Origin of the sequence: Sphingobium sp. AS12, from assembly GCF_019097845.1 — a bacterium.
In the GTDB taxonomy this organism is placed as follows: Bacteria; Pseudomonadota; Alphaproteobacteria; order Sphingomonadales; family Sphingomonadaceae; genus Sphingobium.
Genome location: NZ_JAHRGM010000035.1, coordinates 1 through 23174, shown reverse-complemented (window position 1 = coordinate 23174; position 23174 = coordinate 1). Strand labels below are relative to the sequence as shown.

At 65.1% G+C, this 23174-nt stretch carries 21 protein-coding genes; 4 read left to right on the top strand and 17 right to left on the bottom strand.

Annotated features, from left to right (window positions below):
• Positions 1-191 precede the first annotated feature (191 nt).
• From KRZ98_RS13290 to KRZ98_RS13265, 6 genes are all read right to left on the bottom strand, one after another.
• Complete coding sequence (locus KRZ98_RS13290) at positions 192-1115, bottom strand: ParB/RepB/Spo0J family partition protein (protein WP_217673974.1); 924 nt, start codon at positions 1113-1115, stop codon at positions 192-194.
• Positions 1112-1894 (bottom strand): ParA family protein, encoded by a 783-nt coding sequence (locus KRZ98_RS13285; protein WP_217673973.1) that lies wholly within the window; start codon positions 1892-1894, stop codon positions 1112-1114. The genes KRZ98_RS13290 and KRZ98_RS13285 overlap by 4 nt, the downstream gene beginning before the upstream one ends.
• Positions 1891-2535, bottom strand: a complete 645-nt coding sequence (rsmG, locus tag KRZ98_RS13280; protein ID WP_217673972.1) for a 16S rRNA (guanine(527)-N(7))-methyltransferase RsmG — start codon at positions 2533-2535, stop codon at positions 1891-1893. The genes KRZ98_RS13285 and rsmG overlap by 4 nt, the downstream gene beginning before the upstream one ends.
• Positions 2532-4382 (bottom strand): tRNA uridine-5-carboxymethylaminomethyl(34) synthesis enzyme MnmG, encoded by a 1851-nt coding sequence (gene mnmG / locus KRZ98_RS13275; RefSeq protein ID WP_217673971.1) that lies wholly within the window; start codon positions 4380-4382, stop codon positions 2532-2534. Before mnmG ends, rsmG begins: the two co-directional genes overlap by 4 nt.
• 61 nt (positions 4383-4443) lie before the next feature.
• Positions 4444-5727: a tRNA uridine-5-carboxymethylaminomethyl(34) synthesis GTPase MnmE gene (mnmE, locus tag KRZ98_RS13270; RefSeq protein WP_217673970.1), complete on the bottom strand. Its 1284-nt coding sequence runs from the start codon at positions 5725-5727 to the stop codon at positions 4444-4446.
• A 16-nt stretch (positions 5728-5743) separates the two neighbouring features.
• Positions 5744-5992 (bottom strand): DUF6489 family protein, encoded by a 249-nt coding sequence (locus KRZ98_RS13265; RefSeq protein WP_217673969.1) that lies wholly within the window; start codon positions 5990-5992, stop codon positions 5744-5746.
• A 148-nt stretch (positions 5993-6140) separates the two neighbouring features.
• Here KRZ98_RS13265 and KRZ98_RS13260 point away from each other — a divergent pair, with 148 nt between their 5' ends.
• Both KRZ98_RS13260 and KRZ98_RS13255 read left to right on the top strand, forming a co-directional pair.
• Positions 6141-6839 carry a dienelactone hydrolase family protein gene (locus tag KRZ98_RS13260; protein ID WP_217673968.1) on the top strand — a complete coding sequence of 233 codons (699 nt, stop codon included), beginning with the start codon at positions 6141-6143 and terminating at the stop codon, positions 6837-6839.
• Positions 6839-7807: a quinone oxidoreductase gene (locus KRZ98_RS13255; protein WP_217673967.1), complete on the top strand. Its 969-nt coding sequence runs from the start codon at positions 6839-6841 to the stop codon at positions 7805-7807. Before KRZ98_RS13260 ends, KRZ98_RS13255 begins: the two co-directional genes overlap by 1 nt.
• Positions 7808-8065: 258 nt before the next feature.
• Here the strand turns inward: KRZ98_RS13255 and KRZ98_RS13250 are convergent, their stop codons facing one another.
• Together KRZ98_RS13250 and rho are read right to left on the bottom strand one after the other, a co-directional pair.
• Positions 8066-8788 (bottom strand): YjbE family putative metal transport protein, encoded by a 723-nt coding sequence (locus tag KRZ98_RS13250; protein ID WP_217673966.1) that lies wholly within the window; start codon positions 8786-8788, stop codon positions 8066-8068.
• 16 nt (positions 8789-8804) lie between these two features.
• Positions 8805-10061: a transcription termination factor Rho gene (gene rho, locus KRZ98_RS13245; RefSeq protein WP_217673965.1), complete on the bottom strand. Its 1257-nt coding sequence runs from the start codon at positions 10059-10061 to the stop codon at positions 8805-8807.
• Positions 10062-10344: 283 nt separating this feature from the next.
• On the opposite strand from rho, the gene KRZ98_RS13240 reads away from it, so the two are divergent.
• Positions 10345-11331, top strand: a complete 987-nt coding sequence (locus KRZ98_RS13240) for a retroviral-like aspartic protease family protein (protein ID WP_217674383.1) — start codon at positions 10345-10347, stop codon at positions 11329-11331.
• A 185-nt stretch (positions 11332-11516) separates the two neighbouring features.
• Here KRZ98_RS13240 and KRZ98_RS13235 read toward each other — a convergent pair whose 3' ends face one another.
• The 9 genes from KRZ98_RS13235 to KRZ98_RS13195 all read right to left on the bottom strand — a co-directional run bounded on the left by KRZ98_RS13235 (position 11517) and on the right by KRZ98_RS13195 (position 21867).
• Positions 11517-13601, bottom strand: a complete 2085-nt coding sequence (locus KRZ98_RS13235; RefSeq protein ID WP_217673964.1) for a transglycosylase domain-containing protein — start codon at positions 13599-13601, stop codon at positions 11517-11519.
• Between the two features lie 116 nt (positions 13602-13717).
• Entirely contained in the window at positions 13718-14119 is a 402-nt protein-coding gene (gene msrB / locus KRZ98_RS13230) for a peptide-methionine (R)-S-oxide reductase MsrB (protein WP_119743518.1), read from the bottom strand.
• A 31-nt stretch (positions 14120-14150) separates the two neighbouring features.
• Complete coding sequence (locus tag KRZ98_RS13225; protein ID WP_368389828.1) at positions 14151-15221, bottom strand: NAD(P)/FAD-dependent oxidoreductase; 1071 nt, start codon at positions 15219-15221, stop codon at positions 14151-14153.
• Entirely contained in the window at positions 15212-15886 is a 675-nt protein-coding gene (locus KRZ98_RS13220) for a methyltransferase domain-containing protein (protein WP_217673962.1), read from the bottom strand. The genes KRZ98_RS13225 and KRZ98_RS13220 overlap by 10 nt, the downstream gene beginning before the upstream one ends.
• 117 nt (positions 15887-16003) lie before the next feature.
• Entirely contained in the window at positions 16004-17092 is a 1089-nt protein-coding gene (locus KRZ98_RS13215) for a type III polyketide synthase (protein ID WP_217673961.1), read from the bottom strand.
• 47 nt (positions 17093-17139) lie between these two features.
• Positions 17140-18165: a DNA polymerase III subunit delta gene (gene holA / locus KRZ98_RS13210; RefSeq protein ID WP_119743514.1), complete on the bottom strand. Its 1026-nt coding sequence runs from the start codon at positions 18163-18165 to the stop codon at positions 17140-17142.
• Positions 18162-18665, bottom strand: a complete 504-nt coding sequence (lptE, locus tag KRZ98_RS13205; RefSeq protein WP_217673960.1) for an LPS assembly lipoprotein LptE — start codon at positions 18663-18665, stop codon at positions 18162-18164. Before lptE ends, holA begins: the two co-directional genes overlap by 4 nt.
• A 121-nt stretch (positions 18666-18786) precedes the next feature.
• A complete protein-coding gene (gene leuS / locus KRZ98_RS13200) occupies positions 18787-21315 on the bottom strand; it encodes a leucine--tRNA ligase (RefSeq protein WP_217673959.1) in 2529 nt (842 codons plus the stop codon).
• A gap of 102 nt (positions 21316-21417) precedes the next feature.
• Positions 21418-21867, bottom strand: a complete 450-nt coding sequence (locus KRZ98_RS13195; protein ID WP_119743511.1) for a DUF3576 domain-containing protein — start codon at positions 21865-21867, stop codon at positions 21418-21420.
• A gap of 242 nt (positions 21868-22109) precedes the next feature.
• On the opposite strand from KRZ98_RS13195, the gene KRZ98_RS13190 reads away from it, so the two are divergent.
• The gene (locus KRZ98_RS13190; protein ID WP_217673958.1) at positions 22110-22832 is read left to right on the top strand and encodes a hypothetical protein; all 723 of its coding nucleotides are present in this window, start codon (positions 22110-22112) and stop codon (positions 22830-22832) included.
• Positions 22833-23174 lie beyond the last annotated feature (342 nt).

The following is a 23174-nucleotide window of genomic DNA, read 5'->3' as shown; positions in this document are numbered from 1 at the left end:
GCCCGCAACCTAGGGAGCGGGTCGGCAAAAGACCAGACTGCTTTGAGTCTAACTCGTCAAACTTCGCCCATATCAACTATGGTGATTCACAGCGCAAAAGCGCGATAACCCATCATCCGTTCGTTTCGAGCGAAGTCGAGAAACCTTAGCGCAACCGTTTCTCGACTTCGCTCGAAACGAACGGAGGCTGGTTAGATGCGTTCGCCCGACAGGCGCTGGCACAGCATGTCGAGCTGGTCGAGCGTCGAGTAGCGCAGCGACAGCGAGCCGCCCGCGCCACTCATATGGTCGATATCGACCTTCAGCCCCAATATATCGGCCAGATGCTGTTCCAGCGCGGCGATGTCCGCATCCTTGTCGCGCGAACCGCCACCGCGTCGCGCGACGGGCGCATCCTCGCCCTTCTTGACCCGGCGCACCAGCTGTTCGGTGTCGCGGACGGAAAGCCCCTTTTGTTCGACCTGCCGCGCCAGCGCCTCGCAATCGGGCGCGCCGATCAGCGCGCGGGCATGGCCCATGCTGATCTTCTGTTCGACCACCTGCTGCTGCACCATGGCAGGTAGATCGAGCAGGCGCATCAGATTGGCGACATGGCTGCGCGATTTGCCGACCAGTCGTCCCAGCGCTTCCTGGCTGTGATGAAATTCGGCGATCAGCTTGCGATAGGCTTCAGCCTCTTCGATCGGGTTGAGATCTTCGCGCTGGATATTCTCGATGAGCGCGATTTCCAGCGTTTCCGCCTCGTCAAAATCGCGGACGATGGCGGGGATGCGGTGGAGATGGGCGCGCTGCGCCGCGCGCCAGCGGCGTTCGCCCGCGACGATCTGGAAACCGCCGCCATGGGGCCGGACGATGATCGGCTGGATCACGCCGCGCTTGGCGATGCTTTCGGCCAGTTCCTGCAACGCGCCTTCATCGAAATGGCGGCGCGGCTGTTCGGGGTGCGGCTGGATCAGCGCGACCTCTATGCTCTGGATCGCCTTGCCCGATGGCGAGGGGGCAGCCGCGGCCACCGGTTCCTCACGCGCGACGTCGCCGAGCAGGGCGGACAGGCCACGGCCCAGCCCGTGCGGGCGCTTGACCACCTTGGGCTTTTCGCTGGTGTCGTCGCTCAAGCCGCTACCTCCTGTCGGGGCAGACGCGCGATCAGTTCGCGCGCCAGTCGCATATAGGCTTCCGATCCCGAACAGCGGAAGTCATAGATTAACGCCGGGACGCCATGGCTGGGCGCTTCGGACAGGCGCACATTGCGCGGAATGACCGTGGTGAACACCAGATCGCCCAGGCAGGCGCGCACATCGTCGGCCACCTGATCGGTCAGCCGGTTGCGCCGGTCATACATGGTCAGCGCTACGCCCATGATCGACAGACCCGGATTGAAGCGGCCGCGGATACGCTCGACCGTCTGGAGCAGCTGCGAAAGCCCTTCGAGCGCGAAAAATTCGCACTGCAACGGCACGAGCAAGGATTGCGCCGCCACCATCGCGTTGATCGTCAACAGACCCAGCGAGGGCGGGCAATCGATCAGGCAAATGTCCCAGCGGCCCGCAGGCGCTTCGGCCAAGACGCGCTCCAGCCGATGGGTGCGCTCTTCATATTCGATCAGTTCGATTTCGCAGCCTGACAGATCCTGCGTCGCGGGGACGAGATCGAGCTTTGGCACGCGGGTGGCGACGATGGCATCCTCCAGCGCGCAATTGCCGACCAGCAGATCATAGCTGGACTGCGCGCGATCCGCCTGCATCACCCCCAGCCCGGTCGAGGCATTGCCCTGCGGATCGAGATCGACCAGCAACACCCGCAATCCCGTAGCCGCCAATCCTGTGGCCAGATTGATTGCGGTGGTGGTCTTGCCCACGCCGCCCTTCTGATTGGCGATGGCGATGCAGATCATGCGCGGCCTTTCCTCCTGGCGACGGGTTTGACGGCGTGCGCGATCAGGATGGCGCTATCGGCATCCGTTACGCTGGCTTCCATGTGAAAGACACCTTGCCACGATGGGCGCACCGCCTCCAGTTCATTTTGCGCATTTCGTCCCTTCGGCAACACCCAGAGCGTTTTTTCATTCGCCAGATGCGCGGCGGACGACAGAAGTTTGGGCAACGGCGCGTAGGCGCGGGCGCTGATGACCGCTGCGGCTGTGGGCGGGACAGCCTCGACACGCCCGCCGAACACGCGCGCGCGCTTGAGGTCGAGCTGGTCAATCACTGCGTCGAGAAATTCGATCCGCTTGCGCCGCGATTCCACCATCGTGACCGGGCGGGTGGAGAGGCAGGCGACGACGATGCCGGGCAAGCCTGCGCCAGAGCCAAGGTCATACCACTCCCCCTCGCCCGCATTTTCAGCATGGCGCAGCAGTTGCGCGGAATCGACGATATGCCGCGCCCAGATATGGGGACGGGTCGATTCCGCGATCAGATTTTGCTCGTCCATCGCCGCCAGCAAGATCGCGACATAGCGTTCCAGCCGGTCCCATGTTTCACGTGAAACATCGAACTGCGTATCGAGCCATGCCCGCGCTTCCTCTTCCGTCACGCAGCCACCCGGCGCACATGGACGAGGATCGCGGCCAACGCGGCGGGGGTGATCCCCCTGATCCGGCTGGCCGCCGCCAGCGTATCTGGCCGGGCCACGTCGAGCCGCTCGATCATTTCGGTGGACAGGCCACCGATCAGGGCGAAGTCGAAATCGGCCGGGATCATGACCCGCTCGTTGCGGCGCATGTCGGCAATTTCCGCATCCTGCCGTTCGAGATAGGGGGCGTAATGCGCGTCCTCGAATATCTCGGCGCGCAGGTCGTCGGGTGCATCGCGCAGGCCGGGAGCAAGGGACAGCAATAGTGATTGATCGACTTCGGGGAAGCGCGCCCATTCAAACAGGCTGCGCCGCGCGCCATCCTGCCGCACGGTTGCGCCAGCGCGCGCCATTTCGGTGGCAGTCATGGGACGGGCCAGTTCAGCCTCCACGGCAGCACGTTGCGCCGCGCGATCCGCCAGACGTGTGGCGCGATCCGGGCCAATCAGCCCGTGCGAAAGGCCAATCGCGCCCAGCCGCGTCTCCGCATTATCGGCGCGCAACCGCAGCCGATATTCGGCGCGGGCGGTCAGCATCCGATAGGGTTCGGTCACGCCCTGCAATACCAGATCGTCGATCATCACGCCGATATAGCTGCTGGCCCGGTCGAGGACCAAAGCCCCCTCCCCCCGCGCCCGCGCGGCGGCATTGGCCCCGGCGACCAGTCCCTGTGCGGCAGCTTCCTCATAGCCGGTGGTGCCGTTAATCTGCCCGGCGCAGAAGAGGCCAGGAATGGCGCGCACCTCCAGCGTGGAATCGAGCGCGCGCGGATCGACATGATCATATTCGACGGCATAGCCCGGCACGACGATCTCCGCCCGCTCCAACCCGCGCATAGATCGGACCATGGCCACCTGCACGTCGGTGGGCAGCGACGTGCTGATACCGTTGGGATAAACGAGCGGATCGTCCAGCCCCTCCGGCTCCAGAAAAATCTGATGGCCGTCGCGGTCGCCGAAGCGCTGAATCTTGTCCTCGATCGACGGGCAGTAGCGTGGCCCCCGCCCCTCGATCGCGCCGCTGAACAAGGGCGACCGGCCCAGCCCGTCACGGATGATCTGGTGGGTGCGTTCGTTGGTGCGGGTGATGGCGCAGGCGAGTTGGGGCAGCACGCGCCCGTCCGATAGCGGCGACATGGTCCAGTGCGCACTGTCGGAAGGCTGCGCCTCCAGCAGCGCCCAGTCGATCGTGCGCCCGTCGATGCGCGGGGGCGTGCCGGTCTTGAGCCGCCCGATCGGCAGGCCGATGGCGCGAAGCTGGAGCCCCAATGTGGTCGCGGCGCGCTCACCGACCCGACCGCCCGTTTCGCGCTCGTCACCCCGAAACAGCTTGCCGCCCAGAAAGGTGCCGGTCGCCAGCACGACCGAGGGCGCGTGCAGGACGCGGCCATCGGCCAGCGCCAGCCCGGCAACGGCATCGCCGTCGAGCAGCAGCGCGTCGGCTTCACCCTCGACGATGGTCAGGCCCGACTGTGCGTCGAGCATCTGATGGATAGCGGCGCGATAGCGTTTGCGGTCGGCCTGGACGCGCGGTCCCTGCACCGCTGCGCCCTTGCTGCTGTTGAGCATCCGATAATGGATGGCAGCGGCGTCGGCAGCGCGGGCGATCAGTCCGTCCAGCGCATCGACCTCGCGCACCAGATGGCCCTTGCCCAGCCCGCCGATCGCGGGGTTGCAGGACATGGCGCCCACGGTCGCCTTCTCGAATGTGAGCAGCGCCACGGTTGCACCTTTACGTGCAGCCGCAGCCGCCGCCTCACACCCGGCATGGCCGCCACCGACCACGATCACATCATAGCTTGTTCGCATGGAACCGCCCTTATCAGAAAGGCGCGGTCGGGGCAAAAGCGTTCCACGTGGAACAGGCGGCTCATTTGCCGATGCAGAAGCCCGCAAACAGCCGGTCGAGCATATCCTCCGTCCCGGCCTGACCGGTCAGCGCATCAATCTCCCGCCGCGCCTGCCGCAATTCCTCGGCCAAGATCAGAAGATCGCGCGCACTGGCGGCGGAAGCGAGAAAGGCCGCAATATGTCGTACTCGCTGTCGCTGTCGGGCGTGCAGCGCATAGTCGCCCTCGCCCGGCAACAGCTTTGCCGCACGGTCGAGCAGCAGCGCGACCAGCGCGTCCATCCCTTCGCCGGTGCGGGCGGACAGGCGGAGGCCGGCACGATCCCCCTCTCCGTCCCGGTCGCATTGCGCCGCGATTAGCAATGCATTCTCGCGCGGCGCGTCCGTTGCATCACCCAGCCACAATATGATGTCCGCAGCCGCCAATGCCGACCGCGCCCGGTCTATACCGATCGCTTCGATTGCGTCGCCTGTCTTGTCGCGTAGCCCCGCCGTGTCGGTGAACAGGAAAGCGACGCCGCCGATCGCCGCTGGCACCTCGATCCGGTCGCGGGTGGTCCCGGCAATGTCGGAGACGATCGCGGCATCGCGCCCGACCAGCGCGTTGAGCAAGGTCGATTTGCCCGCATTGGGCGGCCCGGCCAGCACCACCCGCACCCCATCGCGCAGCCGCTCGGCCGATGGCGCGGCCAGCACGGCAGTCACGTCACGCGCCAGTGCCGCAATCCCTTCGCCGATCCGCGCTTCGATGGCGGCATCGGGGACGTCATCCTCGTCGGAGAAATCGAGCGCCGCTTCGGCCATCGCCGACAGGTCGAGCAGGGTCGCGCGCCATCCCTCGATCCGGCGGGAAAAATGCCCCTCCGCCATCATCAGCGCGGCGCGGCGTTGCTGCTGGGTTTCGGCGGCGAGGAGATCGGCCAGCCCTTCGACTGCGTTCAGGTCCATCCGGCCATTGGCGAAGGCGCGGCGGGTAAATTCGCCCGCCTCGGCTCGGCGCAGTCCCGGCATCGCGCCCAGCGCCGCTTCCACTGCCGCCACTACAGCGCGCCCGCCATGGCAGTGCAGTTCCACCAGATCCTCGCCGGTCACGGTCGCCGGGCCGGGCAGCCACAGCGTCAAAGCCCGGTCGAGCGGCGCATCATCCTGCGGATCGACCAGCAACGCCAGGCTGGCGGTGCGCGGCGGTGGCACGCGGCGGGCGAGTGTCTCCAGCGCGGCGCGGGCGGCGGGACCACTGACGCGGATCACCGCAATCCCTGCGGGCGGCGCACCGCTCGACAGGGCGAAAATCGTATCGGTCACGGTTGGTGGCGCGGCCTTATTTCTTCTCGGTGCCCGACATGCCCGACAGGCCGATATTCATCATCTGCTGGAACAGCCGCACCCCGGCATCGCCCATGGGGGAGAAGCTTTTGAACAGGGTTTCCATCTGTTCGATATTGCCGACGCCTTCAAATCCCTCCAGCATCGTCTTGATATATTTGTCGTGAATCGGGGTCACATCGGGCAGGCCCAGAAAGGCGCGGGCTTCGGCCGGGCTGCAATCGACATCGACGGTCACCTTCATGTTCCAAGCCCTTCCAGCGCGGAAAATTCCGTTGCGCCCGTCATGCCGCAAATGGGGCGGTCATGGCAAATTTTTTGGGTGACGCGCCCGTTGCGCTGCCCTGCGAACAGGCCAATATGGGCTACACAATAGTTGGAAGGGATTCCCCATGGCAGGCTTTATTTCCGTCCCGACGCTGGAAGGCGACGGCGCATTCGACGCTTATGTGGCCAAGCCGGCAGAGGACGCCACTGCCGCGATCATCGTCATCCAGGAAATTTTCGGCGTGAATGAAGGCATCCGCCGCAAATGCGACAGTTGGGCGCAGGCTGGCTATGTCGCCTATGCGCCCGACCTGTTCTGGCGCGAAAAGCCGCATGTCGAACTGGACGCGGACGTACCGGAAGATTTCCAGGCGGCGTTGGGCCATATGCAGAAGCTCAATCAGGATCAGGCGATCCGCGACATCGAAGCGACGATCCGCGCGGCGCGCGCGGCTGCGGGCGGCGGCAAGGTCGGGCTGGTGGGCTATTGCCTGGGCGGGCGGCTGGCGTTCATGGCGGCGTGCCGGACGGATGGCGATGCGTTCGTCGCTTATTATGGCGTGGGCATAGACGGGCTGCTGGGCGAGCAACATGCGATCGGCAAGCCCACCCTGCTGCATATCCCGACCAATGATGGCTTCGTGCCAGCGGAGGCGCAGGCCGCGATGCACGCCGGGCTGGACGATAATCGCCACCTGACGCTGCATGACTATGACGGGCTGGATCATGGCTTTGCCGCCGAAATGGGCAATCGCCGGGATGAGGATGCCGCGCAACTGGCGGACAAGCGGACGGCGGATTTCTTCGCCGAGCATCTCGCCTGATGAGCGGCGCGTGGCGCATGGTCGCCCGCAGCCATGGCGGGCCGGAGGTGATCGCGCGCGAGGATTTCGATCCCGGCGCACCGGGTGAGGGCGAATTGCTGGTCGCGCAGGACGCGGTCGGCCTCAATTTCATCGACACCTATTACCGCACCGGCCTCTATCCCGCGCCCCTGCCCGTCCCTTTGGGGTCGGAGGGTGCTGGGCAGGTCGTGGCGGTGGGCGCTGGCGTCACCGGCTTTGCCGTTGGCGACCGGGTCGGTAGCGCCAGCGGGCTGGGCGCCTATGCCAGCCACCGCATCATCGCTGCCGATAAAGCGGTCAAAATCCCCGATGGCGTATCCAATGAGGATGCCGCGGCGATGATGCTCAAGGGCATGACCGCCTGCTATCTGGCCGAAGATACGATCCAGCTTGCCGCCGGTCAGGTGGCGCTGGTTCATGCGGCGGCAGGCGGGGTCGGATCGGTGCTGGTGCCGTGGCTGCGCGACAAGGGTGTCATCGTCATCGCCCATTGCGGATCGGCGGAAAAAGCGGCGCTGGTCGATGCCGACCATAGCCTGCACGGACCCTTCGATGGCCTGGCCACAACCGTGCGCGACCTGACCGGGGAAAAGGGCGTCGATGTCGTCTATGATGGCGTGGGCAAGGATAGCTGGGCGGCCTCGCTCGCCAGCCTGAAACGGCGCGGGCTGATGGTCAGCTATGGCAATGCGTCCGGCGCGGTACCGCCGGTCAGCCTGCTGGACCTCAGCCGCGGCGGATCGCTCTATGTCACCCGCCCTACCCTGTTCGACTATATCGCGACGCCGCAGGAGTTGGCCCATACCGCCGAACGGCTGTTCGACCGGATGCAGCGCGGCGTAGTGAAGGCGGTGATCGGCCAGCGTTTCGCGCTCAGCGAAGCAGCGGAGGCGCATCGCGCGCTGGAGGCGAGGGAGACGACTGGGGCGACGGTGTTGGTGGTGTAATGCTCCCCCGGTGGGGAAGCACCGCTATCGCGTATAACACGGGCCTCATTTTACTTCGTCATGCTGAATTTATTTCAGCATCCATCGTGCCCCAAAACTGCCGCTTGGGGCGAGAAATGGACCCTGAAACAAGTTCAGGGTGACGAGTAAGGTGGGGATCGTACACATGCGATGGCTTCATTGGGTAGTAACCGCCACAAAAACGGGGCGGAACCTGCGTGGTTCCGCCCCCTTTTGTCTCGTCGCTGCGTCGGGCCTTCAGCCGAACAGCGTCAATATGCCCACCTGATGATCGACAAAGCCGTCATAGATCATCTTGACCGCGACATAGACGATGACTGCGAGGCCCAGATAGGCGATCCAGCGGAAGCGTTCGATATATTTGGCGATGATGTTGGCCGCGATGCCCATCAGGGCGACCGACAGGATCAGCCCGATGATCAGGATGCCCGGATGATCCTTGGCCGCGCCAGCGACCGCCAGCACATTGTCCAGGCTCATGCTGACGTCGGCAACGGCCACGGCCCAGGCGGCAGCCGCAAAGCTCTTGGCGGGGCGCAGGCCCGATATATCGTCGTCGCTGGTGTCGCCCGGCGTATCCCCGCCCCGCTTGGGGTGAAGTTCCCGCCACATTTTGAAGCTGACCCACAGCAGCAGCAGGCCACCGGCCAGGATCAGGCCGACAATCTGCATCAGCTGGCTGACCACCAGCGCGAAGCCGATGCGCAGCACCAGCGCGGCGATGATCCCGATCAGGATCACCTTCTTGCGCTGGGCGGCGGGCAGGCCAGCGGCCAGAGCACCGACGACGATGGCATTGTCGCCCGCCAGCAAAATGTCGATCATCAGCACCTGGCCAAAGGCGGCCAGCGCGCTGGGCGAAGTTATATTGCTGAAATCATTGACGATATGCCCCCAGATATCGGCGGGCGAACCCAGCCCCTGAGCGGCAGCGGCGGCGGTCGTGAAAAGGTCAAACATCGTGTCGCAGCCCCGCTTACTGGTTCATCGAATCGAAGAAATCTTCGTTCGTCTTGCTGTCCTTCATCTTGTCCAGCAGGAACTCCATCGCGTCGATCGTGCCCATCTGCATCAGGATGCGGCGCAGCACCCACATCTTGCTGAGCTTGGCCTTGTCGACCAGCAATTCTTCCTTGCGGGTACCGGACTTGCCGACGTCCAGCGCCGGGAAGATGCGCTTGTCCGCGACCTTGCGGTCCAGCACGATTTCCGAGTTGCCGGTGCCCTTGAATTCTTCGAAAATGACTTCGTCCATGCGGCTGCCCGTGTCGATCAGGGCGGTGGCGATGATCGAGAGCGAACCGCCCTCCTCGATATTACGCGCCGCGCCGAAGAAGCGCTTGGGCCGCTGGAGCGCATTGGCGTCCACACCGCCGGTCAGCACCTTGCCCGACGAAGGGACGACGGTGTTGTAGGCGCGGCCCAGACGGGTGATCGAATCGAGCAGGATCACCACATCCTTCTTATGTTCCACCAGGCGCTTGGCCTTTTCGATCACCATTTCGGCAACCTGGACGTGGCGGGTGGCCGGTTCGTCGAAGGTGGAGGAGACGACCTCCCCCTTCACGCTGCGCTGCATGTCGGTGACTTCTTCGGGGCGTTCGTCGATCAGCAGGACGATCAGGAACACTTCGGGATGATTGTCGGTGATGGCCTTGGCGATGTTCTGGAGCATCACCGTCTTGCCGACGCGGGGCGGCGCGACGATCAGCGTGCGCTGGCCCTTGCCCTGCGGCGAGACGATGTCGATGACGCGCGCCGACTTGTCCTTCTGGGTCGGATCATAGGGGTCGAGCGTCAGCTTCGATTCGGGATAGAGCGGCGTCAGATTGTCGAAATTGACGCGATGGCGGACCACATCGGGATCGTCGAAATTGACGGTGTTGAGCTTGACGAGGGCGAAGTAGCGCTCGCCATCCTTGGGCGCGCGGATCTCGCCGTCCACCGTATCGCCGGTGCGCAGGCCAAAGCGGCGCACCTGATTGGGCGAAACATAGATGTCGTCGGGACCGGCCAGGAAATTGGCTTCCGGGCTGCGCAGAAAGCCGAACCCGTCGGGCAGCACCTCGATCGTGCCCTCGCCCATGATCTGCTCACCATTCTCAGCCTCGGCTTTCAGGATCGCGAACATCAGATCCTGTTTGCGCAGGGTCGACGCGCCCTCGACGCCCAGTTCCTCTGCAAGCTGCACGAGGTCGGCGGGCGCGGTTTTCTTGAGGTCCTTGAGATGCATTGCGAGTCGGTCCGATGACGAGAGGAGAATAGCGCCGGAAACGGCGGGACACAGGCGAGCAGGACGCCGCCAGACGCCTGCCTAGGACAGGCAGGGTCGATAGTGGGCGCATTTAGCGAAGCGGGCCGGTCCAAGTCAAGGCAGGACTATGCGCAAGACGAGGGAAAATGGCGGCGCAGCGTCGATTCGGGTTAAGGGGTGGCACTGGTGCGACCACCCGGCTTCATGCTATAGTAGTGCCATAAAATAGGGAAAGGATGCGGCAATGGGACGGCACCGGCTCATGGGGTCAGGGGCCATCAGGCTGACGGCGCTGGCCGTCGGTCTCGCGGCGGTGGGGCTGCCGCTGGCCGCGCAGGATATGTCCGCGCTCGATCCAGCCATTCCGCCCGCCATCGTCCGCACCGGCCCCTCGCCCGACGAGCGGGTGACGATCCCCATCCATATCGATGGCAAGGGACCGTGGAACTTCATCATCGACACCGGATCGCAACGCACGGTCATCGCTCGCGATCTGGCCGAGCAGCTGGCGCTGTCGCCCCGCGCCAATGTGACGATCCTGAGCATGACCGGCCGGTCGGAGGCCGGGACTGTCGCTGTGCCCAAGCTGGGCTTTGGTGGCGGGACGATCGACGATATCGAGGCACCGGTGCTGGAGGGTGAGCATCTGGGCGCGCCCGGCCTGCTGGGGCTGGACAGCCTGCACGCCAAGAGGCTGCTGCTCAATTTCCGCACCGGACGGATGGAGATCAGCGCCAGCGGATCGCGCCGCCGCGTGGCGATCGACCCCGATGCAATCGTCGTGGAGGCGCGGCGACGGCGCGGCCAGCTGATCCTGCTCGATTCCGAGGTGAACGGCATGAAGGTCGCGGTCATGCTGGACACAGGCAGCCATTTCAGTATCGGCAATCTGGCGCTCCGCGACCGGCTGATCGCCAAAAAACGCGCGCCGGACATGGCGGAAGCGGTCCTGACCAGCGTGACCGGCGGGCAGCTGACGGGCCAAGTCGCGCGGATCAAATCGGTGCGGATGGGGCGGGTCAACCTGACCCAGGTGCCAGTGCTGTTCGCCGAAGCAAGCCCCTTTGCCGAACTGGGGATGAAGGACAAGCCCGCGCTGCTACTGGGGATCAGCGCGCTGCGTATCTTCGACAAGGTGGCGATCGACTTTGGCCGGGGCAAGGTCGACTTCCTGCTGCCCGATGCCAGTGCGATCAGCCCGGCACAGCTGGCGGCGGTGGTGCCGCCGGATAAGCTGCCCGTTCAATAATCAGGGCGCTATGACCAAGTAACCTCCGTTCGTCCTGAGTAGCCATTGAGCGAAGTCGGAGTCGCAGACGACCGTAGGTCAAATGGCGTATCGAAGGAAGCGTATGGGCGCGATGCTTCGATACGGGACTTCGACAGGCTCAATCCCTACTCAGCACGAACGGTAATTTTACAGATCACCACGCCTTACGGACTAGGCGCTGGCCGAGCCGGCGGCTGGCGCTGCCGGTCGCGGCCCAGCACATTGTCGATCCATTGCTGGTCGATCCGCTGCGACGACAGCCGATCCTGGGGATCGACCTCCAGATCCTGATCATCGCGTGGGTCCGGGGCGGCCGGGCGGGCGCGCTCGATCGGCAGGCCATTCTCGTCCACCATCATGCCCTCATCCGCGCCATTATCCGGACTGCCATAATAGGCTTCGGCGTCCGGCTCCAATTGCCATTCGGGCAGAGTCACCTCAGTCTCGAACGGTTCGACCGGGCGTTTGGCGACTGCCACCTTCATATAATCGGCAAAGGCGCGGGCTGGCGCGCGGCCACCCTGCAACACGCCGACTGCGCGCGCGTCGTCGCGGCCCATCCATACGCCGGTGGTGACGCCGCTGGAAAAGCCCAGAAACCAGCCATCCTTGTTGCTGCTGGTCGTGCCGGTCTTGCCCGCTACCGGTCGGCCGATCTGCGCCGCCTTGCCGGTGCCGGTGGATACGGCGGTCTGCATCAGGTCTGTCATCCCCGCCGCGACCCAGGGGGCTACCAGCACGCGGCTGGTATCGTCCTGATGTTCGTACAGCAGCCGCCCGTCCGCAGTCGTCACCTTGGTGATGCCATAGGGCGTCACCGCAATCCCCTTCCGCGCGATCGAGGCGAAGGCGCGGGTCATGTCGATCAGGCGCACGTCCGACGTGCCCAGTACCATGGAGGGGTGGGTGTTGATCGGCGTGGTCACGCCAAAGCGCCGCGCCATGTCGGCGACGGTCGGAAAGCCGACCTCCACGCCAAGCTTCGCCGCGACCGTGTTGATCGAATAGGCAAAGGCGGTGCGAATATCGATGTCGCCGGAAAAACGCCCCGAACTGTTGCGCGGCTTCCACCCGTTAATATCGACCGGCTCGTCACTGACGCCGGTGTCGGGGGTATAGCCCGCCTCCAGCGCGGCCATATAGACAAAGATTTTCCACGCCGATCCGGGCTGGCGGGTCGCCGTGGTCGCGCGATTATAGTTGGACGTCACATAATCAAGGCCACCGACCATCGCCCGCACAGCGCCGTCCCGGTCGAGGCTGACCAAAGCGCCCTGCGTCCCCGCAGGCACATTGGCCTGGATCGCTGCGGTCGCCGCCTTCTGCATATTGAGGTCGATGGTGGTATAGACTTCCAGCGGCTCGTTCGGCTCATCCATCAGCACGTCGAGCTGGGGCAGCGCCCAGTCGGTGAAGTAGCGCACGCTGTTCTGCGGCGGTTCGGGGGCCAGCTTGACCCCGTCTATGTCGGCCGCCGCCCGCTCCGACGCGCTGATCACGCCATTGTCGCGCATCAGGTCCAGCACCACGCCCGCACGGCCAATCGCGGCGTCGGCGTCGGCGGTGGGCGAGTAGCTCGACGGCGCTTTCACCAGGCCTGCGATGATCGCGGCTTCGGGCAGGTCCAGTGTGGTGGCGGGGTGGCCGAAAAATTTGCGGCTGGCGGCGTCGATGCCATAGGCGCCGCCGCCGAAATAGACTTTGTTGAGGTAGAGTTCGAGGATCTGGCGCTTGGAGAATTTGCGCTCCAGCGCCATCGCCAGTACCATTTCCCGCACCTTGCGGCCCCAGCTATAGCTGTTGTTGAGGAAGATGTTGCGCGTCACCTGCTGGGTGATGGTGGACGCACCCTGCCAGCGGCGACCCTTGCCGCGATTTTCCACCGCGACCCAGGCCGCGCGCGCCATGCCGATCGGGTCGACGCCGGGATGGAGGTAGAAACGCTTGTCCTCGGTCGAGATCATCGCGTCGACCATGACCTTGGGGATCTGGTCATAATCCATCCAGCGCCCGAAGCTTGGCCCCAGCGACACGATGACGCTGCCATCGGCGGCGTGGACGCGGATCATCTGGCCATTGGGGGAGGATTTGAGGCTGTCATAGTCGGGCAGCGACTGCATCGCGATGACGACGGCGATCACCACCGCCAGCAGCCCGGCGACCCCGGCCGCGACGCTGATCTTCAGGCCGCGAACCAGCCATCGCTTCGCCTTGCCCGGCGTGCCCTTGCTCTTGCCTGATCCTGCCATCTGTGCGCCCCGGATACCCGCTAATCCCGGCCCCGGCCAGCGTGTTTCATGCGCCCTGCCCGGAAAATTGCCGTGACCGTCTCCATGACGATCACCGCTTTACATGGCATGAACGGTTATTCTTCCTCGCGCGGCTTGAAGTCGAGCGAGGCGCTGTTCATGCAATAGCGCAGGCCGTTGACGCCCGGACCATCGGGGAACACATGGCCCAGATGCCCTTCGCAGGTGGCGCAGCGTACTTCGGTGCGGATCATGCCATGGCTGGCGTCGCGGATTTCCTCGACCGCATCGATGTCAACGGGCGCTGTAAAGCTGGGCCAGCCCGACCCGCTGTCATATTTTTCTTCCGCGTCGAACAGTTCCGCGCCGCAGCCCGCGCAATAATAGACGCCGTCGGCCTTGTTGCTGTTGAGTTTGCCGGTAAAGGCCCGTTCCGTCCCGCCTTCGCGCAGTACATGATAGCGTTCGGGGGAAAGGCGGTCGCGCCATTCGGCGTCGGTCAGGTTGAGCTTGTCCATGACCGCAATATGGGCGCAGCCAGCGCGCCGATCAAGCGCCTGCGATGCGGGTGAGGCGCATGGCGAGACGCGCCGCACCCGGCGTCGCCGCCAGCAGCCGGAGCAGCCCCGGATTGGCTCCCAACGCCCGAAACCCCGCCGCCGCGCGTAGCGGCAGCATCGCCCGCCGGGCAAAGTCGCGCTGATATCGCGCCGCGCCATCGCGCCCCGCCCCCTGCCACTGCGCCACCGCCGCCTCTGCACTGGCCAGCGCGATACCGATGCCCTCCCCCGCCAGCGACGGAATCACCGCCGCCTGATCGCCCAGCCGGTACAGACCGGGCCAACCCGTCGTCGCGCGCCAGCCATAGGGGACGTCGCCAATCGCATCGACAGGCGCATCACCCGGCACATCCCCCAGCCGGTCGGCCAATGCCGGGGACTGTTCGGCCAGTTGCGCAATCAGCGCCATCGGACGCCCGCCCGCCGCTGCCAAGGCGCTCTTGCGCACCGCCATGCACAGATTGGCGCTGCCATCCTCCTGCAACAGCAGGCCGACATAGCCGCCATCGACCCAGTGGAGTTCGATCCGGCCACCAATCAGCCGATGCCGCGCCGCACTGGGCGGCAGGCGCAGGCGCAACCCCAGTTCCGGGTCCGTGCCGCCATGGGGCCGCGCCGCGCCGCGCAGGTCATGCTTGCCAGTGGCCAGAAACAGGCTGTCCCAGTCGATCGCTTCGCCGTCATCCATGGTGATGGTGGTTGGCGACAGCGTCCGCACCGCATGGCCGAGCCGGAACGTCACCCCTGCATCCTGCGCAGCGCCACGCAACAGCGTATCGAGCCGGTGGCGCGACAGGCCCATGCCCGGCGCGGGAAGCGGCAGCATGATCTCCTGCCCACCCGCAAACAGTGCCAGCGTGTCGATCCTGTGGCCACCCAGCGCTGCCGGCTCAATCCCCAGCGCGTCGATCTGCGCGACCGTCGCCCAGCTGAGAAACCCGCCGCACAACGCGTCGCCCGGCACAAGCTGCCGGTCGATCAACAGCGGTGCCGCCCCTGCCCGCGCCAGCCGCATCGCTGCCGCCGCGCCGGCAGGGCCTGCGCCGATGATTATCGGCACCGTGATACGCACAGCCGGAAGGGAAAGACGCGCTCAATCCGCGCGTCGCTAATATGCGCCGCGGCCAGCATTGCCCGCCATTCGTCCGCCACGAAGCTGCGCGCGATCGAGAGTTGTCCGTCCTGCCGCACGATCGGATGGACCCGCAGCAGCCGGGCCAGCAATGGATAGACATGATAGGCGAAACCATGGCGGTGCAGGTCGTTGACGAACCAGCCCATGCGCGCCTGATCCTCCATGAAGCGCAGGAACGCCAGCCGCTCCGCCTCATCCATATGGTGCGTCACCAGACTGGAAATAATGATGTCCCATGGTTCATGCGCCAGCGCCGCATAGTCGCCGGTGCGATAGTCGATCGCCATGGCCGGGGCGGTGCGCGCCTGCGCCACGGCCTCGCTCCGTGCATTGAGATCGATACCCACCAGTTCGCAGGCCATGCCGCGCCGTTTCGCCCAATGCGCGACCTGCCGCAGCATCCCGCCATCGCCATAGCCAACGTCGAGCAGCCGAAAGTGCCCGGTCACTGCGCGATCGAGAAAGCCAAGCGTCGGTCGCGCCGCCAGCGTCACCCGGTTGACCCGGTCGAGATCGGCCAGCACCCGCGCATAAATGTCGGCAGGCAGATCGACTGCGTCCATCTGTTCCTGGGCCAGCGACCGCTTCATGGTGCCACCTTACAACCACAACCTCCGTTCGCCCTGAGCCTGTCGAAGGGCCGCACTTCTTGAGAAGAAGGACGAGGCTTCGACAAGCTCAGCCCGAACGGGAGAGAGAATAGCGCGTTACGCAATGCAATCTTCCCGACGAAAGGTCAGCCCCTCCGCCGCCAGCCCCGGCCCGAAGGCGAGCGCGATCCCCTGCCCGGTCGCTTCCCCCGCCAATATCCGCGCCAGCACGAACATCAAGGTCGCCGACGACATATTGCCAAAGGCACGCAGCACCGCCCGGCTATGGTCCAGCGCATCCGGCGCGAGATCCAGCGCCCGCGCCACCGCGTCGAGGATGGAGCGTCCCCCGGCATGGACCGCCCACAGATCGACGCTTTCGGAAGGCACCGGCAGCGTCACGGTGCCCGCCAGCGCCTGCGCGATCGCGCCCGGCACTTCGCCCGACAAATGCATGGCAAAACCATGATCGCCCAGATCCCAGCGAATGAGGCTCGCCGTATCCGGCACGGTCATGGCAAAGGGCTGGCCCAGCGCTATGCCGCCCGGCCCGCCGCTCACCAAGGCCGCCGCCGCGCCATCGCCAAATTGCAGCATCGCCAGCAGCGGCTCGACCCGCGCATCCTCCTGCAAATGCAGGCTGCTCAGCTCCACGCACACCACCAGCACCCGCGCGCCCGGTTCCGACCGCACGATATGCCGGGCGGAGCGCAACGCGACGATCGCGGCATAGCAGCCCATATAGCCGACCATAAGCCGCTCGACCGAAGGGTTCAGTCCCAGCAGCGTGATCAGCCGCTGGTCGATTCCCGGTGCAGTAAAGCCCGTGCAACTGGCCACCACCAGATGGGTAATGCCGTCGATGGCAACTTGATCCGCCAATCCCGCCACCGCCCGCGCGGCCAATAGCGGCGCTTCGTCGGCATAGATGGCCATGCGCTGCGCCGTCGTGGGCCATTGCGCGGCGTAAAAACCGTCCTGCGCCGTTGGCGATTCCAGCACCGACCAGCGATGCTCAATCCCGCTGCGCTGCGCCATGCGCGTGAACAGCGCCCGCTCTCGCCGGTCGGTGATGCGTCCGCCCGCCCAGTCGATAAAGGCCGGGTGGACATCAGTCATGGGAACAGCGGTGCCGATGGCGTGGATGGTGGCGGTGGACGAAATGATGCGCTGCCTTTGTTGCGCGCTGGCGCGGTGGCCGGTCATGCCATCCGTGTCGCGACCTGTTTAGCCGTCAAAGCGCCTGTCGTCGCCTATCGTTCCCGCGCCGCCTGCCGCGCGATCGTTAGCAGTTCGTGCCGCACCAGCAGGTCGCCGGTCCCCCTGCCCGATCGTGTGGCGCGCTCAGCCTGCGCCAGCCGCTGTATGACGCGGGCGATGCCGGTCGCGTCCCACAGCCGCACCTGCCGCGTCACCACGCCCTTTTCCTTCCAGAACACCGCCTTGCCCGCGGCCTCGACCGCGCCCTCCAACCGACCGCTACTGTCGAAATCGGCGCGGATATTGGCCAGCAGCATGGCGCGGGTCAGCAGCGGGCGGATGACCGACGCCATACTCGCGCCAACCTCCGACAGGCTGGTCAATTCGCGGTGCATGGCTTTCAGGTCACCCCCCAGCACAGCATTGACCAGCGGCGCAACCTCCGTATCGGGATTGTCCGCCGACAGCGCATCCAGCGCCTCGGCCGTCGCTTCGCGCGGACGGTCCGGCGCGGCGTCGAGATAGAGGATCAGCTTCTCGACCTCGCCGCTCATCAGCGCCCGGTCACCATTGGCCAGATCGACGATCCGCCGCGCCAGTTCGGTCGACAGCCGCAGCCCGCCCTCGCGCGCGATGCCGATCGCGATCTGCTCCGATTCGCGCGCGTCGGGCTGGTAGGAGACGAAGGCCAGCGTCGCCTTGTGATCCAGCGCCAGCTTAAGCAGCTTCGACGTGGCTTTCAGCGCGCCCGCCACCGCGATAACCGGATTGCCCGCTGCTTCGGCCTCCAGCAGCGCGGTCAGCGCGGGCAGCGATTCCTCGCCCATGCCATGGACGCGAATCCAGCGCTTGTCGCCGAACATGGAAAAGGATGCGGCTTCATCGGACAGGCGGGCCGGATCATCGCGCAGGGTCGATCCGTCCAGGTCCACCCGCTCCGCCCCCGGTCCCATCGCCCGCTCCAGCCGCCGGACCAGCGCCTGGCTGGCCGCTTCGTCCGGGCCATAGAGCAGGATGAAACGCAGCGCCGCCGATGGCGCGTCGAGCGCCTTTTCGATCTGGCCGCGATTGGCCTTCAAGGGGCGGTGTCCCGGCTGGCATAAAGGGCCAGCCGCGCGATGATCTGGTCCGCCACCGTCTGCGACAGGCGTTCCAGCGCCGTATCTTCCGCCGCGATCGTGGCAAATTCGCTGGAGGTAACGTCGATGCCCGCGTCCGACCCGGCGCTATCGTCCAGCAATTGCGCGCCCGTCGCCTCATCCACCAGCTGATAGCGCGCGCGTAATGTGCGGCGTTCGCGGGTGACGGCAGCGTCGGAACGCAGACCAAAGCCGCTGATCTGGTCGTCCAGCTTGACGACCAGCTTGTAGCGCGGCCCGGACCCGCCCTGCTGCATCGCGGCCAGCCGGTCGTTGAGCGCATTGCGCATCAGCCAGCCATTCTTGCCCGCGATCGGCTGCACCTCGACATGGCCCAGCGCCTGCGCCACCGTCCCGTTCGCGCCCCCGCCATAGACCGGGCGCAGGCCACAGGCGGTGAGCAGGAGCGGGACGGCGAGGAGGGGAATGATGCGCTTCATGACCTGAACCCTTATCCGTTCGGGCTGAGCTTGTCGAAGCCCTTTGCTGAGCGGAGCGAAGCTGCTTCGCTTCCGCTCAGCAAAGCCCTTCGACTTCGCTCGGGGCGAACGGATGTTGCATCTAAATCACCAGATTCACCAGACGATCCGGCACGACGATGATCTTCTTGGGCGTCGCTCCGTCGAGGATGCGGACCACGTTCGGCGCGGCCAGCGCCAGACGCTCCAACTCTTGCTTATCCGTCCCCTTGGGCACGGTGATGGTGTCGCGCAGCTTGCCCATCACCTGGCAGGCGATCGTCACTTCATCATCCACCAGCAGTGCCGGGTCGACTGCGGGCCAGGCCGCATCCGCGATCAGGCCGGTTTCGCCCATATCGGCCCAGGCTTCCTCCGCCAGATGCGGGGTCATCGGCGCGACCAGCAGCGCAAGCGCGCGAATGGCGGCATTGCGCGACGCGGAAGGCGCGGCCTTCTCCACCGCATTGGCCAATTCGTAAATCTTGGCGACCGCCTTGTTGAAGGACAGCGCCTCGATATCCTTGGCGATCCCGTCGATCGTCTGGTGCAGCTTGCGGTCGAGCGGCTTGTCGGTGCCTTCCGCCCCCGCCTCGATCTGCCCGAACAGGCGCCACAAGCGGTTCACGAAGCGCCACGATCCCTCGATCCCGCTTTCGGTCCAGGGCAGGTCGCGTTCGGGCGGGCTGTCCGACAGCATGAACCAGCGCACCGCGTCCGCGCCATATTGGGCGATGATGTCATCGGGATCGACAACATTCTTCTTGGACTTGGACATTTTGACGACCCGGCCAACCTCGACCGGTGCCTTGTCCGCGATCAGGGTCGCGCCATCGGCCGCGCGTTCAATCTCGCCCGGCGCGAAATAGACCGGCGGCAGACCATCGCCCTGTTCGCGACTATAGGTCTCATGCGTTACCATCCCCTGCGTGAACAGGCCGGTGAACGGCTCGGCAAAGCCCAATTGCCCCATATGCTGAAGCGCGCGCGTCCAGAAGCGCGCGTAGAGAAGATGCAGGATCGCATGTTCGACCCCGCCAATATATTGGCCGACCGGCAGCCATTTTTCCACCGTCTCGCGGTCGAAAGGCTTGTCCTTGGGCTGGCTGGCGAAGCGGATGAAATACCAGCTTGAATCCGCGAACGTGTCCAGCGTGTCGGTTTCCCGCACCGCCGCCTTGCCGCACGCGGGGCAGTCGACATGCTTCCAGGTCGGATGCCGATCGAGCGGATTGCCCGGAATGTCGAAAGTCACATCGTCGGGCAGCACGACGGGCAATTGCGCCTTTGGCACCGGCACCACGCCGCACGCATCGCAATGGATCACCGGGATCGGCGTCCCCCAATAACGCTGGCGCGACACGCCCCAGTCGCGCAGGCGGAACACGGTCTTGCCCGCGCCCCAGCCTTCGCTTTGCGCGCGGCGGATCACTTCGGCCTTCGCCTCGTCCACACTCATGCCGTCGAGGAAGCGGGAGTTCACCAGCTTGCCCGGCGCGCTATAGGCTTCATTATGGATCGGTGCCGACTCATCGCCCTCGGCTGCGACGACACGCTCGACCGGCAGCATATATTTGCGCGCGAAGTCGAGGTCGCGCTGGTCGTGCGCGGGGACACCCATCACCGCGCCGGTGCCATAGTCCATCAGCACGAAATTTGCGATGAACACCGGCAGTTGCCATTCGGGATCGAACGGATGGGTGACGGTCAGGCCCGTGTCAAAGCCCAGCTTCTCGGCCGTTTCCATCTCCGCCGCGGTGGTGCCGCCCGCCTTGCACAGGTCGATAAAGGCCTGGGCTTGCGGATTGTCCGCCGCTAGCCGCTGCGCGACCGGATGGTCCGCCGCGATCGCGACGAAGCTCGCCCCGAAAATCGTGTCGGGCCGGGTCGAATAGACTTCGATCCTTGTATCAAACGGCGCGACCGGCTCGAAATGAATTTGCAGCCCGACCGACTTGCCGATCCAGTTTTCCTGCATCGTGCGCACCTTGTCGGGCCACTGGTCCAGACTCGCCAGCCCTTCGAGCAGATCGTCGGCAAACTGGGTGATTTTCAGGAACCACTGGGACAGTTTGCGCTTCTCGACCGTCGCGCCCGACCGCCAGCCCTTGCCGTCGATCACCTGCTCGTTCGCCAGCACGGTCATGTCGACCGGGTCCCAATTGACCGCCGACTCCTTGCGATAGACCAGCCCCGCGTCCAGCATGTCCAGGAACAGCGCCTGTTCATGGCCGTAATAATCGGGGTGGCAGGTCGCCAACTCCCGGCTCCAGTCCAGCGCAAAGCCCAATTTCTTGAGCTGCGCCTTCATGTTGGCGATATTCTCATAGGTCCATTTGCCCGGATGAACCTTTTTCTCCATCGCGGCATTTTCGGCCGGCATCCCGAAGGCGTCCCAGCCCATCGGATGCAGCACTTCATGGCCCGTCATCCGGCGGAATCGCGCCAGCACGTCCCCCATCGAATAGTTGCGGACATGGCCGATATGGATGCGCCCGGAGGGATAGGGGAACATCTCCAGCACATAGGATCGCGGCTTGGGCGAAGTATCGTCCGCCCGAAAGCTCTGCTTCTCGTCCCAGATCGCCTGCCAGCGGGCGTCGGCCTCCAGCGGATTGAAGCGCCTTTGCATGTCCTGTCCTACCAAATGCGAGGGGGCTGGGCCTTTGCAAGCCCAGCCCCGAACCGTCGAAAAACCGGGGCTTCGCGCACGCAAAACCCAAGCGAAGAAAAATCAGCCCGCAATCGCGGTGCGGCGCAGGTCGCGGGCCTTGGTCAGGATGACCTCCTCCAGCTTCTGCACGGTCGCGGCCTGCACCGGCGCGTCGATCCACTGGCCGCCCTGGCTCACCTGACGGCTGGCCGCGACGCGCAGCGCGTCGGCGCGCAGATCCTGATCCAGGATCGACACGGTCAGCTTCATCCGCTCATTGGGGCTGTTGGGGTTGGCATACCAGTCGGTGACGATCACGCCGCCATTGGAATCGGTCTGCACCATCGGCATGAAGGACAAAGTATCCAGGCTGGCACGCCACAGATAGGCGTTGACCCCGATCGTAGTGACCTTCGACGCGGCCAGATCCGCCTTGGGCCGGTCCTTGGACCCGCCACCGCAGGCGGCCAGCGGCAACAGGGCGGTCAGCAGCATTGCGGCGGAAACGGAACGGAAAAGGCGGCTGGCCATCAGGCATGTCCTAGCTGAAAAGACGAAAAAAGCTCGCGCCTTCTATAGTGGTCCCGCGCCAAGGAGCAAGGGGCGGCGGGCGGGTACGCGCGCGATCCGGCGCAGGATCGAAACATATGTTTGTGTGTTCCTTGCAACAGTCCGACAAAAAGGGCCGCGAGAAAAGGCGCGGCACTAGCCAGTGGCGGCTTTGGGCGTGTAGAGCGTTATGGACTATAAGTCGGTGGGGAAAGAATCGAGTCATGCGCGTGAATAGGGGACATTTGGCATTGGCGGGCGCGGCAGTTGCCGTGGCTGGCTTCATGCTGTCTCCTGCTATCGGCGCAGCGACCGATCTGGTGCGCACGCAATCGCCCGTGTCATTGGGCGCGCTGGGCAGCATCTCCTCCTTCACGCCGACGACCAAAGACCCGCGCCTTGCCGCCGCCTATGCGAAGATCGCAGCATCGGCCAGCCGTCAGGGCTTCCGCTTCACCCCCACCAGCGGCTCGCTCAGCGGCCAGCGCGCGATCACCGTGATGGTGCGCGCGGGCGGCAATGATCGGGTTGCGGTGAACAGCACCCTGACCCCGGTCAATATCGCCCCGGTCGCCTTCAGCCTGAACGGCGCGCATGGCTGGCGCAAGTTCGCCCTGCCCGAAGCGGTCGGCCGCAAGGCGCTCGATCCGGTGCCGGTCGAAACCATGGTCGATGCCAAGAATTTCTCGCTGGATAGCAGCAAGAAGGATCGCTTCAGCACCAAGATGCTGATCGAAACCCGGCGCGACGCCATCGCCGCGACGCGCAACCCGGCGGCTGACAAGGATTATTCGCTGGACCTCGCCAGCTCCTATTCGCTGACGCGCAACCTGAACGTCACCGCGGGCGTGCGCTACAACAACAGCGTCGCAGGCCGCCTGACCCCGATGACCGACGATCGCCAGGACAGCCAGGCCGTCTATCTGGGCACTGTGTTCAAATTCTGATCGGCTGAAAGGCTGGGTGGAGGGAGCGACGGGCGTATCGCCTGCGCACTTCCTCCCGCCGTCATCCCGGACCCTTCGACAGGCTCAGGACAGGCTTGATCCGGGATCCATTCACACAAGCGTTGCGATTATGCATGAAGGTTGCGCCAATGGATCCTGACATTAGCTACGCTGCCCTTCGGGTCGTCAGGATGACGAGCGTGGTTGTCGGCAGGTAACGACCCAGGCTGTGTGAAAACGCCTTCGTCGACATAGTCTATAGATATTGGCCCGGCCGAGTTTGCACGGCGTTGTCTTATCTGGCGATGGCGCTCAGCAGGTTACGGCTTCCCATGATGTTGA

What these genes read in the sequence shown, in the direction of transcription:
- KRZ98_RS13285 (WP_217673973.1), bottom strand. Translation starts at nt 1,894, where the DNA reads ATGATCTGCATCGCCATCGCCAATCAGAAGGGCGGCGTGGGCAAGACC.
- KRZ98_RS13195 (WP_119743511.1), bottom strand. Translation starts at nt 21,867, where the DNA reads ATGGCCAGCCGCCTTTTCCGTTCCGTTTCCGCCGCAATGCTGCTGACC.
- KRZ98_RS13190 (WP_217673958.1), top strand. Translation starts at nt 22,110, where the DNA reads ATGCGCGTGAATAGGGGACATTTGGCATTGGCGGGCGCGGCAGTTGCC.
- KRZ98_RS13235 (WP_217673964.1), bottom strand. Translation starts at nt 13,601, where the DNA reads ATGGCAGGATCAGGCAAGAGCAAGGGCACGCCGGGCAAGGCGAAGCGA.
- msrB (WP_119743518.1), bottom strand. Translation starts at nt 14,119, where the DNA reads ATGGACAAGCTCAACCTGACCGACGCCGAATGGCGCGACCGCCTTTCC.
- KRZ98_RS13255 (WP_217673967.1), top strand. Translation starts at nt 6,839, where the DNA reads ATGAGCGGCGCGTGGCGCATGGTCGCCCGCAGCCATGGCGGGCCGGAG.
- KRZ98_RS13250 (WP_217673966.1), bottom strand. Translation starts at nt 8,788, where the DNA reads ATGTTTGACCTTTTCACGACCGCCGCCGCTGCCGCTCAGGGGCTGGGT.
- mnmG (WP_217673971.1), bottom strand. Translation starts at nt 4,382, where the DNA reads ATGCGAACAAGCTATGATGTGATCGTGGTCGGTGGCGGCCATGCCGGG.
- KRZ98_RS13265 (WP_217673969.1), bottom strand. Translation starts at nt 5,992, where the DNA reads ATGAAGGTGACCGTCGATGTCGATTGCAGCCCGGCCGAAGCCCGCGCC.
- rho (WP_217673965.1), bottom strand. Translation starts at nt 10,061, where the DNA reads ATGCATCTCAAGGACCTCAAGAAAACCGCGCCCGCCGACCTCGTGCAG.
- KRZ98_RS13220 (WP_217673962.1), bottom strand. Translation starts at nt 15,886, where the DNA reads ATGAAGCGGTCGCTGGCCCAGGAACAGATGGACGCAGTCGATCTGCCT.
- KRZ98_RS13260 (WP_217673968.1), top strand. Translation starts at nt 6,141, where the DNA reads ATGGCAGGCTTTATTTCCGTCCCGACGCTGGAAGGCGACGGCGCATTC.
- KRZ98_RS13240 (WP_217674383.1), top strand. Translation starts at nt 10,345, where the DNA reads ATGGGGTCAGGGGCCATCAGGCTGACGGCGCTGGCCGTCGGTCTCGCG.
- leuS (WP_217673959.1), bottom strand. Translation starts at nt 21,315, where the DNA reads ATGCAAAGGCGCTTCAATCCGCTGGAGGCCGACGCCCGCTGGCAGGCG.
- KRZ98_RS13215 (WP_217673961.1), bottom strand. Translation starts at nt 17,092, where the DNA reads ATGACCGGCCACCGCGCCAGCGCGCAACAAAGGCAGCGCATCATTTCG.
- lptE (WP_217673960.1), bottom strand. Translation starts at nt 18,665, where the DNA reads ATGAAGCGCATCATTCCCCTCCTCGCCGTCCCGCTCCTGCTCACCGCC.